The sequence below is a fragment of the Flavicella marina genome (genome assembly GCF_009193215.1).
Classification (GTDB): Bacteria; Bacteroidota; Bacteroidia; order Flavobacteriales; family Flavobacteriaceae; genus Flavicella; species Flavicella marina.
Window position 1 is genome coordinate 51,031 of record NZ_VYVA01000006.1, and the last position, 16,922, is coordinate 67,952.

Genomic DNA, 16,922 nt, shown 5'->3' on the forward strand with positions numbered 1-16,922 from the left:
AAGAAAATAACTGCTTTGCAGTTTGGGAGTATTGTGTATATTTGCAATCACAATTTAAAAGCGGGCGTGGTGGAATTGGTAGACACGCTAGACTTAGGATCTAGTGCTTCACGGCGTGAGAGTTCGAGTCTCTCCGCCCGCACAGAAAAGCTCTTGCATTTGCTAGAGCTTTTTTTATTTGTACGATGTGCGAAAAAGTTTATTTCGAACACGTCAAAGGGGTAGTCTCTGCGGATGCATATTTAAAAATCTAAATATTATTATTTCAGTTTTTTGCTTCGTATTTAAGCTTAGAAATAGGTTGTTTTCTTACTTGTTTTGGTTGCCTTGATTTGAATTGGTTGATTTTCTTTGAGTTGTAATGCGGTACAACGAGGTAAGTTTGATTTTGAGAGAAATAAAAAAAGCTTCTAATAAAATTAGAAGCTTTTTTAGTAGCGTGAAGCAGAATTGAACTGCTGACCTCCGGGTTATGAATCCGACGCTCTAACCATCTGAGCTACCACGCCTTTTGCGGGTGCAAATATATAATAAATTTGACTTTTCGCAAGTAAAAAATAAAAAAATATAGCACTTCAGAATAATTTTTTTTTATTGAAAATATTACATACATTGTGACCACAAGACTTAGGAATTATGAGTAAAATTAAATATGAGTTAGAGTTTCCAATACATGCTTCACCGAACATGTTGTATCAGTATTTTTCATCGCCATCTGCATTAGGAGAGTGGTTTGCTGATAATGTGAATTCTAGAGGTGTTATGTATACATTTATCTGGGATGGGGCAGAAGAGCAGGCTAAATTATTATCTGATAAAACAGATGAGAAAACGAGGTATAAATGGGTAGATGATGAGGATCCAGATTCGTATTTTGAATTTAAAATTCAGATTGATGCCATTACTAAAGACGTTTCTTTAATTATTACGGATTTTGCCTACGAAGATGAAATGGATGAAGCTAAAATGCTTTGGGAAAATCAAATAAGTGAATTAAAGCATACTATCGGAGCATAGAAAATTAAACCTAGAATAATTAACGCCTTGAACCTGTGTTCAAGGCGTTTTTTTTGATTAAATTTGTCGCTAAATTTTTCGAGAGATGGTAAATTATAACGGAGCACTTATAGAAAAAGAATCTTTTCATTTGTCAAAAAACAACAGGGGGTTTGCATATGGAGATTCGTTGTTTGAAACGATTCGAATTGTAAATGGTGAGATTTATTTTTTAGAAGATCACTATTTTAGATTGATGGCTTCAATGAGGATGATTCGTATGGAGATTCCGATGGCCTTTACTTTGGATTATTTTGAGAAACAAATTTCGAATTTGATTAAATTGGTGGGAGAGGCAAATGTGTCTAGAGTAAAATGTACTGTATATCGTAAAGAAGGCGGTTTGTATACTCCTAATTCTAATGAGATAGAATTTTTAATTGAGGCTTCAGAAGTAATGAGTCCTGTTAAAGATTCTTATGTGATTGATATTTATAAAGACCATTATGTCAATTCTGGTTTGTTGTCTACATTAAAGTCTTCAAACAGGTTGTTGAATGTTGTTGCTAGTATTTATGCAAAAGAAAATGAATACGACGCCTGTGTTTTGATAAACGAGGATAAGAAAATTGTGGAAACTGCAAATGCAAATATTTTTTTAGTAAAAGGTGATGTGATTCGAACACCAAAATTACTAGATGGATGTATCAAAGGTGTTGCTAGAAAAAAAATAATTGAAATATTAGAGAAAGACGCATCATTTAAATTTGAAGAAACATCTATTTCTCCTTTTGATTTACAAAAGTCAGATGAGGTTTTTGTTACCAATGCTATCGTTGGAGTCCAGCCAGTAACAAAGTATCGTAAAAAATCTTTTGATACTAAAATTGGGAATCAATTGAGGAAATTATTTTTAGAATTGCCTGCTAAATAAAGGTTAATTTAGTTTTGGATCAGAGGGAGCATTGGCCCATAGTTTATATTTACCCCCCAATTCAAGCAGATGGTTTTTCCAAAAAGAGTTGTTTTCTTCTTTTAAAATATTGGCATAACTGTTTTCTATGCAGAACCATGAGTTAGATCCTAATTCTTCCGCGAGTTGATTTTGTGACCAACCAGAGTATCCTAAAAAAAAACGAATACTGCTACTGTCAATTTTGTTATCGTTGAGCAAGTCGGTCAATGATTCAAAATTACCACCCCAAAATATACCATTTCCAACTTCTATACTATTTGGGATGTGTTCTGGAATTTGATGAATAAAATATAGGTTGTCTTGTTCAACCGGTCCTCCTTGATATATTGTAAAATCACAATCTATCTCTGGTATTAGGTCGTTTAATGTATAAGACAGTGGTTTGTTTAAAATAAAACCTATTGAGTTTTCAGGTGTGTGTTCGGTAAGTAAGATTACCGACCTATTGAACGAGCTGTCATTTAAAATAGAGGGCTCAGCTACTAATAATCTACCTTTATGAGGTGCTAATGACATCATTGTTGCTTGGTTTTGCTATTCAATATACAAAATATAGCTATAAAAAAAAACTTCCTTGGTTTGAACCAAGGAAGTTTTGAATAAGTATATACTACTAATTAGTTTACTGAATCACTTAATCCAGCTCCTGCTTTAAACTTAACAATGTTTTTAGCAGCGATTTGAATAGTAGCTCCTGTCTGAGGGTTTCTACCTTCTCTTGCTTCTCTTTTAGAAACAGACCAAGTACCCCATCCTACTAAAGCAACTTTACCTCCACCTTTTAAAGTTTTAGTAACATTACCTGTAAAAGATTCTAATGCTGCCTTAGCAGCTGCTTTAGAGATTCCTGCGTCAGCAGCCATTTCACTAATTAATTCTGATTTGTTCATAATTATAGTTTTAAAAATTAAAAAATTGGTTTCTTTATTTTGTTATTCTCTTAACAAATATAGCAGGAATAAGGGTTCGTGCAAGTCTTATCAGTGAAAACCCCCTATTTTGTTAATAAAACACTGTTAATTGTTAATAACAAGCGTAAAAATTACGTTGTTTCCTTGTTTTTTTATCAGTTTTGAAGCATCATTGCATCGTCTCCAAAGCTAAAACCATTGAGAAGACTAGCAATATCCATTCTTTTTTTACCTGAAATCTGCAGAGAATGTATATGTAAGAAACCATTTTTTACTGCAACTTTCATCGTTTTTTTTGTTGCAATTATTTTTCCGATTTCATACTTGTGCTCAGCTATTTCTTTTTCTACATCAAATATTTTTAGTTTTGACTCTTTGTTCGAGGTGATAAAATTACTCCATGCAGCTGGATATGGATTTAGACCTCTGATGAGATTGTATATGTTTTCTAATGTGTCTGACCAATCTATTTGACAAGTTGAGGTGTGAATTTTGTATGCTGATTTTGCTACTTTTTCTGGTTGAGTGCTGGTAATGACTGAATCGTTTTTGATGAGGTCTAAAGTTTCAATTACCAAATCACTACCTAAATGCATTAATTTGTCGTGAAGTACACCTACAGTTTCATTTTCAGCAATGGTAGTTTCTTTTTGTAAGATTATTTCTCCTGTGTCAATTTTATCATCTAAGAAAAATGTGGATACCCCAGTTTTTTCTTCACCATTGATAATGGCCCAATTGATTGGTGCAGCTCCTCTATAATCAGGCAACAAAGATGCGTGTAAGTTAAATGTACCTAACTCAGGCATGTTCCAAACGACCTCTGGTAACATTCTAAAAGCGACAATAATTTGAAGGTTCGCTTCTAGTGATTTTAACTCTTCTATAAATAGAGGGTCTTTTAAATTTGTTGGTTGTAATAGTTTGAGGTTGTTTTGTACTGCGTATTTTTTTACTGCAGATTCATTTATTTTTCTTCCACGACCGGCAGGTTTGTCTGGAGCTGTAATGACTCCGACTATATTGTGGTTTTCTTTTATCAATCGATCCAATATGGCTACAGCAAAGTCAGGTGTACCCATAAATACTATTTTTAAGTCTTTCATGTTTTAATAATAGAGGTGTATGCAGCTGCAAATATAAAATATCTATAGGTTGCGATTCTTTTCAAACTACTTTATTTAATTATTTGGTAGTTATTATAAGGTGTTGTTTTGATTTTGTTTTGTTCGAGTAGCGCTTCAATAGCTGTCAAGACTTCTTTTTCATGATGTTCATTTAATTGCAAAACGAGTTGCCTTGAACTGATTTCTTTTGTTTTTGATACAATAGTTATTATTTGTTCTTGTATTGTTGGATTCCGTTTGGTTAGAATTCCTTTTTTCTCCAAACAACTGTCACAGATACCACAAGTGTCTTTTTTATTTTCGCCGAAATATGTTAGCAATTGTTTGTTTCTGCATTTTTGAGAATTCTCAATCAGTTCTATCATTGCTGATGCTTTGAATGCTTTGTTTTTTTCGAGGCTCTCAATGTTTTTTGCAATGCGATTGATTGTTTTGTTGTCTTCTCTAGGTACTAAAAATCGTATTTTCGCATGGTTGTTTGCTCGATTGTATTTCAAAATCTCATCGGTTTCAAGTCTGATAAGTCCGTTTATTATCGATGCGACATCAGTTTTAAGTGATTTTGCGATGTTGTATTCGTTAATAGTACCTTGTGTATCAAACAAACCTCCATAACTACGTAAAATATGAGTCACTAATTTTGAGAGGTTTGGGTGTTCGTCTGCATAGTCTAAAACTCGATTGCTACTTGTGGTAAATGAGATCGTACTTTTTGTTTGCTTTCCTTCAGAAAATGAAACTATGCTTTGTGTAGATAAAGTTTTAAGTGCCTGATAGGTTTTGTTGTATGGATAACCGTATTTAGAGCAAAAGGCATTGATGTCAAAAGAAAATTCATCTAGGGGTGTTTCTCCTAATGGAATTTGGTAAAATTGGTTCAGGGAAAAATATATGTTTTTTATAAATCCTATCTCAACAGAGTGTTCCTCAATTTTTTTAGCGAAAGCTGCTGTGTCTTGTTTGTTTAGTAGTGTTACAGCAAAAGCTTTTTTCCCGTCTCTACCTGCGCGACCCGCCTCTTGAATGTAGTTTTCAATGCTATTAGGGATGTTCATGTGAATCACCACTCGAATATTCGGTTTGTCGATTCCCATACCAAAAGCATTGGTAGCGATAATTATGGGTGTCTTTTCTGTGTACCAATTTTCATAAGCTTCTTTTTTTGCTTGGTGGTTTAGTCCGCCATGGTAATAGGTAGTTTTAAAACCTTGAGTCGAAAGTAGGTCGGCTATTTTTTTTGTTTCATTTCTGGTTGAAACATAGATAATGGTCGGTGCAACAATTTTTGTGAGTATTTGTTTGATTTTAAAAATTTTGTCTTCTACTTCGAAAAATTGATACGCTAGGTTTTTTCTTTCAAAGGAAGTTTTGAAAATTTTAGGAGCTTCTATTGCTAATTGCAAAATAATATCGTCTAGCACCTTGGGAGTTGCTGTTGCTGTCAGCGAAATGATAGGTGTTGACGGTATAAGTTCAGTAAGTTTATTTAATTTTAAGTATGAAGGTCTAAAATCATGCCCCCATTCAGAAACGCAATGAGCTTCGTCGATTGCAATTAAGTTTATGTTTAGTTGTTTTATCTTTTCTTGGATCAGCGCTGATTCAAATTTCTCAGGTGACAAATACAAGAATTTTATGTTATTGTTTTGAATGTTGTCAAACAATACAATAGTTTCATCAGTAGAAATTGCTTGGTTCAAGGCTACAGCTTTGATGTTTTTGTGCCTCAAATTATCTACCTGGTCTTCCATGAGGGCAAGTAGTGGAGAAATTACCAAACAGACACCATCCATCACAAGAGCAGGAATCTGATAACAAATTGATTTCCCACCTCCAGTAGGCAGAAGAACAACTGAGTTATTGCCTTCTAATACATTTGAAATGATAGCTTCTTGCAGAGGACGAAATTCATCGTGACCCCAGTATGTTTTTAATATGTTTTTTATATCCTTCAGAGCTGTAAAATTTAAACTAAAGTAAAATATTTAAATCGAGTTTATAATAAAATTCACCCGATTTTCAGGAGTATCGAATGGTATTTCAATTGGGTTGTAACCTTCTTTTTTATAACTCTCTAAAAGGTTTTTGTGGATGTCTTTGGCTTGTTCAAATGACTCATAGCGCTCATTGTCAGTTGTGTGTATCTCTTTCCAAGGCGGACAAATAAATACTTTTTGATATTTTTTCTCATTTAAGACTTCAGAGAAGTCAATATCATGTGTTGTGTCCGAAAAATCAAGATAAGCAATAATGTCGATAATGCCTCGATCAAAAAAAACGAGATTATCAGTTTTGCTTTCAGCTTGAAGAAATTGATCTATGCGTTTGTTTAATAAAATTTCACTGAATTTAATTGGGGAAGAGAGAAACAAATGTTCAACACCCTTGGCTCTTGCTTCAAGAATTACTTCTCTTGAAATTTCATCCATACATGTATACCCTTCTTGTTGTAGTGTTTTGATTAAGGTGGATTTTCCTGTACTTGGTCCTCCGGTGATAACAATTTTTTGTTGCATAAAACAAAGGTACTGATTTTTGAAAAGTGAATCAGCTTAGCTCCGAAAAAGCATGATATTCTTATGAGTAATATTCGTTTTTGTAACACTTTAATAAGTCGTAGTTTTAATGTAATTTTGTCAACCTTGAAAATTGAATCAATTCGTTAAAGAAAATAGAATATAATGAGCAAACAATCAGAGTTTTATGATAAGTTGAAGAAGAGTTTAGATGAAACAACTACGTTTCCATCAACCTATCTTTATAAATTTATTGTACCTACATCAAAAAATCAATTGCAAGAAGTGAAAACCATTTTCGATATAAGTGGGGCAGTTATCAATACAAAAGCTTCAAAAACGAATAAATATGTAAGTGTTTCGATTCGAGTACAAGTGAAAAGTTCGGAAGAAGTAATTGCCAAATACCAAGAAGTTTCTTCGATAGAGGGTATTATTTCTTTGTGATTTATTTAACACGAATTTACTTAGTCTTAAGATATCTTTCAAAACTAAAATATCAACCTAATTATCCTTATTTTTGACCAGTATTAATAAAAATTTTATGATTAAAAATTTCAAAACCTTTTCGATTTTTTTATTGTTTTCTTTAGTTGTTACAGCACAGAAAGAAAAAGTTTTATTAAAAATAGACAAAGAACCGGTATATGCATCTGAGTTCAAACGTTTGTTTGGTAAAAACCAAAACTTGAAAATTCAAAACGAACCGTCAAGTATTGATGATGACATGCAACTCTTTGTCGATTATAAACTAAAAATACTTGAAGCCGAAGCATTGCAATTAGATACGGTGTCTTCGTATATTGAAGAGTTGGCGAGGTATAGAAATCAGTTGGCTTTACCTTATTTAAATGATGATAGTCAGTTAGATAGTTTGACTAGAGAAGCATACGAACGCAGTTTAACTGAAGTTCGTGCAAGTCATATTTTAATTAGAGTAGAGGAAAACGCAACAGATACAGTAGCTGCTTATCAAAAAATTTCGGCATTGCGAGACAGAATTGTGCAAGGCGAAGATTTTGAAAAGGTAGCTAAAGAAAATTCTCAAGATCCTAGTGCTAAAAGTAATGGAGGCGATTTAGGATATTTTTCTGTTTTTAGAATGGTGTATCCTTTTGAATGTGCTGCGTATGCGACAGAAAAAGGAAAAGTTTCTGAGATTTTTAGATCTCAATTCGGCTATCATATTTTAAAAGTTACGGATGTCAGAGATTCTCAAGGTGAGATGGAAGTAGCTCATATCATGATTCGAGATACAACAGCAGCTGGTGCTCAGACCATCGATAAAGTTTTCAGAGAACTTTTAAAGGAAGATAATTTTGAAGAGTTGGCAAAAAAATACTCTGATGATAAGAGAAGTGCTCAAAATGGCGGAAGACTAAATAAGTTTACGATCGGTGCCATGCCGGTACCCTTCGGAGAAAAAAGTTTTGAGTTGTCTGAAAACAATAAGTATTCGAATCCATTTAGAACGGATTATGGATGGCATATTGTAAAATACATTCAACATTACCCTGTAAAAAGTTTTGATGCTGTAGAAAAAGAATTTCGTCAAAAAACCAAAAGAGATTCAAGGTCGAAGACACTTGCGAATCCAGTTTTGGTTCGACTTAAAAAAGAATATGCGATTCAAATAAACGAAGCAGCAAAAAAAGATTTCGAAAATCCTAGTTTTACGGTTAATGACAGTATAAATAAATGGCTGATAACTATAGAAAAAGATACCCTAATGCAAAAAGATTTTTATGGGTATATCATGAATAGGAGACATAAAAAAGCTCTTGAAAATTTTCAACCTTTTTTAGATGAGGAGATATTAAATTATTACAAAGAACATCTTGAAGAAACGAACGAAGAATTTAAGTATTTGTTTCAAGAGTATAAATACGGGTTGTTGATGTTTGATTTGATGAAATTAGAAATCTGGGATAAAGCTCAAAATGATACCATAGGATTGCAAGAGTTTTATCAATTACATAAAACTGACTATATCAAGCCAGCACTTTATACATCAGCTATTGTAAGTACGAAAGACTCTAAACAGGTAGCTACGCTAAAGGCAACAATTTCTAAAGCTGATAGCGTTAGCGTAATTCAAGAAGAAATGGTTGCTGTGGAAAATGTTTTATTAAAAAGTGGTAGCTTTGAAAAGGACAATGCAATTTTCCCAGAAGGAGTAGATTATTCGTTAGGCGCAATTTCTGTTCTTAAGGATGGAGACTATACGGTTCTTGTTAAAGTTTTCGAAGTGCAAGAAGCGAAACAAGAAGAATTTGATGATGTTAAAGGAAAAGTGACAAGTGATTATCAAAATGAAATTCAAGAAAAATGGTTGACTGGTTTGCGCAATAAACATAAGGTTAAGATATACAAACGTAGGGTAAAAGAGTTGGCCTCTGAAATGGAAGTTTATAGTGAATAAATTATTTGGTTATTTAGCGGTTTTATTGATTTTCTCGTCTTGTGATTTGTTAAGCAAAAAGCAACCGAAAAAATCATCAAAAATAATTGCGAAGGTTGGTACTTACCAATTGCACGAGGAAGATCTTGAGTTGATTTTTCCTGATAATATTTCCAAAAACGATAGTGCTGCTGTTGCAGCTAATATTATTGAATCTTGGGCCAAGAAAAAACTTCTCATGGAAAAGGCTCGAGTGAACTTGCCTGAAAAAAATGCAGAATTAGAGTTGTTGGTTGAGCGGTATAGAGAAGATTTGTTTATCAATTCTTTTAAAAAAGCATTGGTTGCCAAAGAGCTAGACACTGTGGTTTCTTATGAAGAGATGGTTGCTTTTTATGATGAAAACAAAGAGAGTTTTCGAATTAATGAGGAGTTGGTGAAGTTTAAATATATTGAGGTGAAACCGACACATAAGAAAAGACTAACCTATAAAAGAATGTTAGTGTCGAAGTCTCGAAATGATTTATTTATGTTGGATGAAGAAAATGAAGAGTTAGAATCTTCGTTTTTGAGTGATTCTTTGTGGTTTCGTTACAAAGATGTCCAAAATAAATTACCAGTTTTGAAGTTATATAATAAATCAACGGTGTTAAAACCAAAGAAATTAATTTCTAAAAAGCACAATGGTAATATGTATTATATATACATAAATGATGTTTTGGAAAGAAATGAAATTGCACCGATAAGGTATATTTCTGAGACGATTGAGAAAATGGTAATTCAGAAGAGAAAGTTGCAATTGATAAACAAGGTTGAAGAGGTGTTAATCGATGACGCTAAAAAAAATAAACAATTTGAAATATATTAAAATGATTAAAAAATCAATATTGCTTTTACCAATGGTTTTTATGTTTTTTTGTGTGCAAGCACAAAAAATCAAGGTAGATGGTGTTGCAGTGGTAGTAGGAGAAAATATTGTTTTGGAATCTGATGTACAGAAATTCAAACAGGAGGTCTATAATAGTAGTGAAGGGAAGGTTGAGTTGTCTGACTGTGAAATGTTAGAACAAATAATGCTGCAAAAATTATTGGCACATCATGCGGTGATTGATAGTGTGCTAGTTTCAGAAGTAGAAGTTGAATCTGGAGTTGAACGAAATATTGCATATTTAAAACAACAACTGGGTTCTATCGAAAAGGTATACACGATGTATGGTTTCGATGATGAAGATGATTTACGAAAAGAATTGTTGAAAATCGAAAAAGAGAACATGTTGATCCAGAGAGAAAAACAAAGCGTTGTGTCTGAGGTTACAGTTACACCGGAAGAAGTTCGTGTTTATTTTAGAAGTTTAGAATCGCAAAACAATTTACCTGAATTTGGTGCTGAAATAGAGATGTCTCAAATAGTAATGCATGTCACACCTTCAAAAGAAGAGAATGATAAGGTAATAGAAAAGTTGAATGATATCCGAAAAGATATCTTAAACGGTTCTAGTATGCGTATGAAAGCGGTATTGTACTCAGAAGATCCTGGGGTGACACAGAATGGTGGTAAGTACACATTAACTCGAGAAAGTCAATTCGTAAAAGAATTTAAAGAAATTGCATTTAGTTTAGATGAAGGAGAGGTTTCAGAGCCTTTTAAATCTGATTTTGGATACCATATTATCCAATTAGAAAAGATAAAAGGACAGGAGCGAGATGTACGTCACGTATTGATTCAGCCTAAAGTAAATGAAAAACAATTAAGAGCTGCGGAAGAAAAAATATCAAATATAAGAGATAGTATTCTGGCAGAAGATCTAACGTTTGAGAAAGCTGTTATAAAGTATTCTCAAGACAAAGGTACAAGACAAAACAAAGGTATTATTATCAACCCACAATCGAATGATTCTAAGTTTGAATTAACTCGTATGGATCCTGCTTTGTATGGTAGAGTTAGTTCATTGAAGAAAGGAGATATTTCAGAACCTTTTTATGATGAAACGAGAGAAGGTCTTAAGATGTTTAAGATTATTTTACTGCGTAATAAAACAGAAGCGCATCAAGCAGATTTCACAAAAGATTATGTGAAAATTCAGCAGATGACCTTACAAAAGAAACAAGAAGATACGATGACCAAATGGTACAAAGATCGTGTTGATGAAACTTTTGTGAAGATTGGTGAAGCGAATCAGCAATGTAGTTTTGAGTACCCTTGGGGTATGGAACATTAAAAAAAAGAGCGTTGTTTTTACAACGTTCTTTTTTTTGTTTAGTTTTCAAAAAAACTAAATACATTACCACCATATCTTTTTTGGTAACTAAAGTTTTTATGCTCGCTTAAGTCGGTTTGATTTGAATGTTCGATTATCAGAAGGCCGTCGTCATTTAAGAGTTGTTTTTCAAATACAATACTGGCAATTTTTGAAAAATCTTCTTTTGAAAAATCGTAAGGAGGGTCTGCAAAAACAATATCTGATTGAAGCTTTGTTTTGTCTAAAAATTTATAGACATCTGATTTGATTGTGTTTATGTTGAAGTCAAATTCTTTGTTTATTTGGTTGATGAATTTTATACAACCATAATGTTGATCGACAGAAGTGATGTTATCTGTTCCTCTAGAGGCAAACTCAAAACTTATATTTCCAGTTCCTGAAAATAAATCTAAAACAGAGATATCCTCAAAGTAATAGCTATTGTTTAATATGTTAAATAACGATTCTTTTGCCATGTCTGTTGTGGGTCGAACCGGTAAGTTTTTAGGGGCGCTTAATCTACGTCCTTTGTATTTTCCTGATATTATTCTCATATGGGTTATGCTGAATATTCTTGGTTGAGTAACAAGTAGTGATGGTGTTTAGAGATGTTTTTAAATGATTCATTTAATCTCTGGTTTTCAATCTCGTAGAAATTTACATTTCTGATATATTGATAACACAATTCAAATATTTCTGAGTGTTTTTCAATGTCTCCTAAAAGCTGCAACTCAAATGATTCTGGATCGAATTCTAGTTGCTCTGCGACAAATAAGATATAGTATAAGAAGTCTTCAGCAGTATTGAAATTGAACCTGTTTATCAACTGTAATTCCCCTTTGTTAAAAGCGATACACTCAAAATTAGTATCGTTTACATTTGCAAAAATCACACTTTCTTTTTGAAGTGCATTTTCTGAAAGAGACTCGATTAGTTTTGTAAACACATGAAAGTACTCAAAGCTACCATAGATTCCGAATAAGTAATTGTTCAAATTTACGAACGGAATATAGACTGTTTTAGCTGCTATTTCTTTTATAGAATCGTAAGTAACATAATCAATAGGAAGTAGCTTTATAGTGTGCTGAAGATATGATTTCAGTTGTTGTTCTTCGAACAAAGCATCGGGAACAAGAGTTGCTAATTCATTTTGATGGATAACTGTTACTTTTTTAAATTTTCTCTTTAAGAATTCGTTGCTGTCAAAAATAGAGGTCAATGCATTGAGGTGTTTTTCCGGCGTGAGTGCTTTTTCCTCAAAATCAAAATCTTGAAAAACTACTATTTTGTTGTTTAAAGGATTATAGATGCAAAAAGAAAATCCATCCAAATTAATTTGGATGGATAATATAGTTTCTTCTAAATCGGTATTTTCAACCTCTTTAAGTCGTATGTTGTTATTCCTTTTTGTCATAAAAAGGAGGCCAGTTTCCGTTAGAATTTACTTCTTCCAAAGAACCTACAGATAAGAATTCACCTTTTACTTCATCTCCACCAATAGCTTCTTTTTCTTGTCTAATTAGGTGTGGGTCTAATCCTTCTAAAATAATAGCTTTATCAACTTTTGCAATAAAAACAGGTACTTCTAAGCCAGCTACTTTCGTAATATAACCAACAGTGATTTTGAACTCAGTATTTGTTCCAGGAACCTTTAACATTTTTGTGTAATCACGGTTTTTAAACATCGTCTCTTTTACAGATTCGTAGCCTGTTGTATCCGTAACTTTTTCTTCTACCTCAACCATGATAGGTTGCCATTTAGTTCCTTTATTTACTTGTTTTACCTCATTGTGTGTGTTGGTGATCGCAAATTGAGCAGTGTCTAAAAATTTAATTAACTTTTCTCCACTTCTTTCGTATTTACCCGTAATCGTTTTGTGTGCATCTTGCGCATCACGAATCATTCTTAAGTTCTCGATTACTTTTGCGTATCTGACTTTCTTTTCTATGTTAAAACGTATAGGTCCCATAATACTGTTGTAAATAGAATATCCTAAATAACCTGCTAAAGAAAGAAGAACAATTGAAACTAACCATTGAAGTTTTAACGGTACAAATTTCATAATTAATATAGCGAAGACAACTGCTGCTATAATACCCGCAATTAAAGTAAATATCATTGTGATTTTAGGTTTTAAATTTAATCTAGACAAATCTACAATTTTTTTTCAACCATAAAAATTTTTAAGGACAAATCAATGGCTATCTTTGTGTTTTTTTTAATGTATGATTAAAAGCCCATCTGTTTTTTACAAAGAATTACTGAAGTCGTTTCCTTTTGAGGCTACGAGTGCTCAAAATGAGTTGTTAAAGTTGTTGTCTGATTTTTTATTTGAAGAGGATTCTAGTGGGGTTTTTCTGCTGAAAGGTTATGCTGGTACTGGTAAAACTTCGACGATTAGTACCTTGGTTAATAATTTGTGGAAGATAGGGCAAAAGCCAGTTTTACTTGCGCCGACAGGCCGAGCGGCAAAAGTAATTTCTGTGTATGCCAAAAAAAAGGCGTTTACCATTCATAAAAAAATTTACCACCCTAAAAAAACGTCGAATGGAGGAGTTGAGTTTGTAAGACAAGTAAACAAACATACCAATACCATCTTTTTTGTTGATGAAGCATCAATGGTGCCAGATGCGCCTAGTAATTCAAAGTTATTTGATAATGGTTCTTTGTTAGATGATTTGATGGATTATGTCTATTCTGGAAAGAACTGTAAGATGGTGCTCATTGGGGATACCGCACAGTTGCCGCCAGTTAAATTAGAAGTTAGTCCAGCCTTAGATGAAGATAATTTAAGTTTTCATTACAATAAAAGTGTCACAATGATCGAGTTGGACGAGGTGATGAGACAACATAAAAATTCTGGTATTTTAAGTAATGCAACTGATTTAAGAATGTTTGTTGCGAATGATTCTTATGCAGATTTCGAATTTACTTTAGATTTTCCTGATTTGGTTCGTTTGGTAGATAGTTATGATATTCAAGATGCAATTCATACGGCATATGATCAAAATGGAATTGATGAAACTGCAATTATAGTGCGTTCAAATAAACGTGCTAACCAATACAATCAGCAAATACGAACACGTATTTTAGATAAAGAAAATGAAATCTCTCCTGGTGATCATGTGATGGCTGTGAAAAATAATTATTTTTGGTTAAAAGACTCTTCTGAAATTAGTTTTATCGCAAATGGAGATTCTTTTGAAGTGTTAGAGATTTTTAAAACTGTGTCTCTTTACGGTTTCCGTTTTGCGGAAGTCAAAGTAAGATTGATTGATTATCCTTCACATCCACCTGTCGAAACAGTGTTGCTTTTAGATACGTTGCTTTCAGAATCTCCTTCATTGTCATATGAAGAATCGAATCGTTTGTATCAAGAAGTATTAAAAGATTATGAAGATATAAAGTCGAAGTATAAGAAGCTTTTAGAGGTGAAAAACAATAAATATTTTAATGCAATACAAGTGAAGTATTCATACGCTATGACTTGTCACAAGTCGCAAGGTGGGCAATGGAAAACAATTTTCATTGAAAAGCCATATTTGCCTGATGGACAGAGTAAAGATTATTTTAGATGGCTCTATACTGCCTTAACAAGAGCTAAAGAAAAGTTGTATTTACTAGGTTTTCAAGATGAAGATTTTCAACAGAATTAGTTGAGTTTGTAGGCAATTTTTATTTGCCCGTATGTGTTGATCTTTTCTTCAATAGCATCTGTTTTTCTCGAGTATTTTATTACAGAATAGGATAGGTCGAATCGCTTGATTGCATATTTCAATCCAAATTCTAACTCGTAAATAAATGAATTTATGCCAAATGTGATAGGGCTATCGTATTTGAATAGGCTCCCTTGGATGGTTGCATTGTGAAGTGCATAGCCGATTTGAGGTTTTATAAAAATAAAGAGTTCTTTTTTTTGAGAAGTTGCGATCCTATTCAGGTTGCTCTCAAACAATGTTGAGTTAGAGTATGTGTTTAGTAGGGTTGAAAATAGGTTGATTCTTGCGTAAATATTTGTGTTGAGTTCGGTAAAGATGGTTCCAAGTTTAAGAGTTGTTGTTGAAGTAAAGTCCATTCTTTTTTTCGAGGTTTTACTAAAAGGTTTTAAGAAAACAAGTCCCATGTTGATGCCGAACGTATTTGATATTTGGTAATTCCAACCAGTAGTTGGGTTAAATCCATAGATCTGATGAATTAAATTCTGCATATCTTCAGCTCTGGCATCTGGCCCCAATACGCCAAGTTCTAAAGATGATTTTAATCCGTAGTTTTTTGGACTAAAAAATAAATGACTGTATTTCGCAAAAAGATAGCCTGCATAGGGTCTATCTACGGCTTCAGGAAAAAAAGAGTTCGCGAATTGCGGTGTATACATCATGTGTCCAATTTGGAATTCATGAATTTTCTTAACACTCGAGTTTTTTGATGCATAACGAAAATATAGAAATGTACCATTTGTGTAATACCTATCATAATAACTAGAAGTGTATAAATCGTTATCACTTATCAAGCCTACCTCTTTGGTAAATGCTTTTTGTGAAAATGATAAATGTACTCCAAGTATCAAGAAGAGACTTGAGAAAGTGTAATACTTCAGTTTTTTCAATAAGTAGTCTTTTTGATGCTTTACTTATGGGGTAAGGAAAGAATCATTAATATCATGTGAAAATACAAAAAAGCTCTGATTGAGAATCAGAGCTTTTTTACTAACCAAACTTAATTTATGAAATAAAGGGTAACCACTCCCTTCCAAAAGGTATTTGCAATTACCGTGCCAAAAATTAATTTTAGTCTAAATGTTTTTGAGCTTTGTAAGAAGATCTAACTAGCGCACCACTCTCAACATGCCTAAAACCAAGCTCTAAGCCAATTTTTTCATATTTTTTAAATTGTTCAGGAGTAATAAAATCTTTTACAGGTAAGTGTTGTTTACTAGGTTGTAGGTACTGTCCAATAGTTACAATATCTACCTTAGCTTTTGCTAAATCATGTAGTGTTTCAATTACCTCGTCTTCTGTTTCTCCTAGACCTAGCATAATACCTGATTTGGTTCTTCTTTGGCCGTTGTCTTTTAAATATTTTAATACAGCCAAACTGCGATCGTATTTTGCTTGGATTCTAACTTCACGAGTCAATCTTCTCACGGTTTCTAAATTGTGAGAAATAACTTCTGGCGCGGCTTTTAACAAACGATCGATATTTTTTTCTTCTCCTTGAAAATCAGGAATCAATGTTTCCAGTGTCGTATTCGGATTGGCTCTACGAATAGCTTGTATGGTTTCTTCCCAAATGATAGAACCACCATCTTTTAAATCATCTCTGTCTACAGAGGTAATAACCGCATGCTTTATATTCATTAATTTTATCGAACGAGCTACTTTTTCTGGCTCATCCCATTCAACCGTTTCAGGTCTTCCAGTTTTTACGCCACAAAAGCCACAAGAACGAGTACAAACGTTTCCAAGAATCATAAAGGTTGCAGTACCCTCACCCCAGCATTCACCCATATTTGGGCAGCTACCACTAGCGCAAATTGTGTTCAGCTTGTATTTGTCAACCAATCCTCTTAGTTCTGTGTATTTTTTTCCTACAGGAAGTTTTACACGTAACCATTTTGGTTTGGTTACTTTATTTTCTTTAATAATTTCTTCAGCCATAATGTTGCTATCAATAATTGGGTGCAAAGTTACGAATTAGAAAACTAAAAATTTTGGTGTTTAGAAGAAGAATTCAAACTTTATCGTTCTTAAATTG

General features: G+C 33.1%; 17 protein-coding genes and 2 tRNA genes. 8 read left to right on the plus strand and 11 right to left on the minus strand.

Features of this window, described 5'->3' with window-relative positions; genetic code table 11:
• Window positions 1-60: 60 nt before the first annotated feature.
• Window positions 61-142 (plus strand) — tRNA-Leu (locus tag F6P99_RS12045).
• Window positions 143-435: 293 nt separating this feature from the next.
• Here the strand turns inward: F6P99_RS12045 and F6P99_RS12050 are convergent.
• Window positions 436-509, minus strand: a tRNA-Met gene (locus tag F6P99_RS12050).
• A gap of 127 nt (window positions 510-636) precedes the next feature.
• Here F6P99_RS12050 and F6P99_RS12055 point away from each other — a divergent pair.
• Window positions 637-1,017, plus strand: coding sequence for an START-like domain-containing protein (locus F6P99_RS12055; protein ID WP_226913071.1), 381 nt, complete (start codon window positions 637-639; stop codon window positions 1,015-1,017).
• An 85-nt stretch (window positions 1,018-1,102) separates the two neighbouring features.
• Window positions 1,103-1,930 (plus strand): aminotransferase class IV, encoded by an 828-nt coding sequence (locus tag F6P99_RS12060; protein ID WP_152287746.1) that lies wholly within the window; start codon window positions 1,103-1,105, stop codon window positions 1,928-1,930.
• 3 nt (window positions 1,931-1,933) lie between these two features.
• Here F6P99_RS12060 and F6P99_RS12065 read toward each other — a convergent pair whose 3' ends face one another.
• The 5 genes from F6P99_RS12065 to F6P99_RS12085 all read right to left on the minus strand — a co-directional run bounded on the left by F6P99_RS12065 (window position 1,934) and on the right by F6P99_RS12085 (window position 6,526).
• Window positions 1,934-2,491 carry a YqgE/AlgH family protein gene (locus F6P99_RS12065; RefSeq protein WP_152287747.1) on the minus strand — a complete coding sequence of 186 codons (558 nt, stop codon included), beginning with the start codon at window positions 2,489-2,491 and terminating at the stop codon, window positions 1,934-1,936.
• 98 nt (window positions 2,492-2,589) lie between these two features.
• Window positions 2,590-2,862 (minus strand): HU family DNA-binding protein, encoded by a 273-nt coding sequence (locus tag F6P99_RS12070; protein ID WP_152287748.1) that lies wholly within the window; start codon window positions 2,860-2,862, stop codon window positions 2,590-2,592.
• Between the two features lie 176 nt (window positions 2,863-3,038).
• Window positions 3,039-3,989: a methionyl-tRNA formyltransferase gene (gene fmt, locus F6P99_RS12075; protein ID WP_152287749.1), complete on the minus strand. Its 951-nt coding sequence runs from the start codon at window positions 3,987-3,989 to the stop codon at window positions 3,039-3,041.
• A 71-nt stretch (window positions 3,990-4,060) separates the two neighbouring features.
• Window positions 4,061-5,995, minus strand: a complete 1,935-nt coding sequence (locus F6P99_RS12080; protein ID WP_317162588.1) for a RecQ family ATP-dependent DNA helicase — start codon at window positions 5,993-5,995, stop codon at window positions 4,061-4,063.
• Window positions 5,996-6,526 carry an AAA family ATPase gene (locus F6P99_RS12085; RefSeq protein ID WP_152287751.1) on the minus strand — a complete coding sequence of 177 codons (531 nt, stop codon included), beginning with the start codon at window positions 6,524-6,526 and terminating at the stop codon, window positions 5,996-5,998. It abuts the gene before it with no gap.
• Window positions 6,527-6,691: 165 nt separating this feature from the next.
• Here F6P99_RS12085 and F6P99_RS12090 point away from each other — a divergent pair, with 165 nt between their 5' ends.
• The 4 genes from F6P99_RS12090 (at window position 6,692) to F6P99_RS12105 (ending at window position 11,146) form a co-directional block, all read left to right on the plus strand.
• A complete protein-coding gene (locus tag F6P99_RS12090) occupies window positions 6,692-6,973 on the plus strand; it encodes a DUF493 domain-containing protein (RefSeq protein ID WP_152287752.1) in 282 nt (93 codons plus the stop codon).
• 97 nt (window positions 6,974-7,070) lie between these two features.
• Window positions 7,071-8,948 carry a peptidylprolyl isomerase gene (locus F6P99_RS12095; RefSeq protein ID WP_152287753.1) on the plus strand — a complete coding sequence of 626 codons (1,878 nt, stop codon included), beginning with the start codon at window positions 7,071-7,073 and terminating at the stop codon, window positions 8,946-8,948.
• On the plus strand, window positions 8,941-9,795 hold the full coding sequence (locus F6P99_RS12100; RefSeq protein WP_152287754.1) for a hypothetical protein: 855 nt from the start codon (window positions 8,941-8,943) through the stop codon (window positions 9,793-9,795). Before F6P99_RS12095 ends, F6P99_RS12100 begins: the two co-directional genes overlap by 8 nt.
• A gap of 1 nt (window position 9,796) precedes the next feature.
• Complete coding sequence (locus tag F6P99_RS12105; RefSeq protein ID WP_226913072.1) at window positions 9,797-11,146, plus strand: peptidylprolyl isomerase; 1,350 nt, start codon at window positions 9,797-9,799, stop codon at window positions 11,144-11,146.
• Between the two features lie 38 nt (window positions 11,147-11,184).
• On the opposite strand, the gene F6P99_RS12110 is transcribed toward F6P99_RS12105, so the two are convergent.
• From F6P99_RS12110 to F6P99_RS12120, 3 genes are read right to left on the minus strand one after another with little or no spacing between them, the layout of a single operon-like run.
• A complete protein-coding gene (locus F6P99_RS12110) occupies window positions 11,185-11,721 on the minus strand; it encodes an RsmD family RNA methyltransferase (protein ID WP_152287756.1) in 537 nt (178 codons plus the stop codon).
• A 5-nt stretch (window positions 11,722-11,726) separates the two neighbouring features.
• The gene (locus F6P99_RS12115; RefSeq protein WP_152287757.1) at window positions 11,727-12,581 is read right to left on the minus strand and encodes a DUF3822 family protein; all 855 of its coding nucleotides are present in this window, start codon (window positions 12,579-12,581) and stop codon (window positions 11,727-11,729) included.
• A complete protein-coding gene (locus F6P99_RS12120) occupies window positions 12,565-13,230 on the minus strand; it encodes a hypothetical protein (protein ID WP_226913073.1) in 666 nt (221 codons plus the stop codon). Before F6P99_RS12120 ends, F6P99_RS12115 begins: the two co-directional genes overlap by 17 nt.
• Window positions 13,231-13,393: 163 nt before the next feature.
• Between F6P99_RS12120 and F6P99_RS12125 the strand changes: the two genes are divergently transcribed.
• Window positions 13,394-14,824 (plus strand): ATP-dependent DNA helicase, encoded by a 1,431-nt coding sequence (locus tag F6P99_RS12125; RefSeq protein ID WP_152287758.1) that lies wholly within the window; start codon window positions 13,394-13,396, stop codon window positions 14,822-14,824.
• Here the strand turns inward: F6P99_RS12125 and F6P99_RS12130 are convergent.
• Together F6P99_RS12130 and lipA are read right to left on the minus strand one after the other, a co-directional pair.
• Window positions 14,821-15,774, minus strand: a complete 954-nt coding sequence (locus F6P99_RS12130) for a lipid A deacylase LpxR family protein (RefSeq protein WP_152287759.1) — start codon at window positions 15,772-15,774, stop codon at window positions 14,821-14,823. The genes F6P99_RS12125 and F6P99_RS12130 overlap by 4 nt on opposite strands.
• Window positions 15,775-15,955: 181 nt before the next feature.
• Entirely contained in the window at window positions 15,956-16,825 is an 870-nt protein-coding gene (gene lipA / locus F6P99_RS12135; protein ID WP_152287760.1) for a lipoyl synthase, read from the minus strand.
• Window positions 16,826-16,922 lie beyond the last annotated feature (97 nt).

Coding starts and splice junctions, on each gene's coding strand:
- F6P99_RS12085 (WP_152287751.1), bottom strand. CDS start 6,526: ATGCAACAAAAAATTGTTATCACCGGAGGACCAAGTACAGGAAAATCC.
- F6P99_RS12065 (WP_152287747.1), bottom strand. CDS start 2,491: ATGATGTCATTAGCACCTCATAAAGGTAGATTATTAGTAGCTGAGCCC.
- F6P99_RS12060 (WP_152287746.1), top strand. CDS start 1,103: ATGGTAAATTATAACGGAGCACTTATAGAAAAAGAATCTTTTCATTTG.
- F6P99_RS12090 (WP_152287752.1), top strand. CDS start 6,692: ATGAGCAAACAATCAGAGTTTTATGATAAGTTGAAGAAGAGTTTAGAT.
- F6P99_RS12115 (WP_152287757.1), bottom strand. CDS start 12,581: ATGACAAAAAGGAATAACAACATACGACTTAAAGAGGTTGAAAATACC.
- F6P99_RS12070 (WP_152287748.1), bottom strand. CDS start 2,862: ATGAACAAATCAGAATTAATTAGTGAAATGGCTGCTGACGCAGGAATC.
- F6P99_RS12110 (WP_152287756.1), bottom strand. CDS start 11,721: ATGAGAATAATATCAGGAAAATACAAAGGACGTAGATTAAGCGCCCCT.
- fmt (WP_152287749.1), bottom strand. CDS start 3,989: ATGAAAGACTTAAAAATAGTATTTATGGGTACACCTGACTTTGCTGTA.
- F6P99_RS12125 (WP_152287758.1), top strand. CDS start 13,394: ATGATTAAAAGCCCATCTGTTTTTTACAAAGAATTACTGAAGTCGTTT.
- lipA (WP_152287760.1), bottom strand. CDS start 16,825: ATGGCTGAAGAAATTATTAAAGAAAATAAAGTAACCAAACCAAAATGG.
- F6P99_RS12095 (WP_152287753.1), top strand. CDS start 7,071: ATGATTAAAAATTTCAAAACCTTTTCGATTTTTTTATTGTTTTCTTTA.
- F6P99_RS12120 (WP_226913073.1), bottom strand. CDS start 13,230: ATGAAATTTGTACCGTTAAAACTTCAATGGTTAGTTTCAATTGTTCTT.
- F6P99_RS12105 (WP_226913072.1), top strand. CDS start 9,797: ATGATTAAAAAATCAATATTGCTTTTACCAATGGTTTTTATGTTTTTT.
- F6P99_RS12055 (WP_226913071.1), top strand. CDS start 637: ATGAGTAAAATTAAATATGAGTTAGAGTTTCCAATACATGCTTCACCG.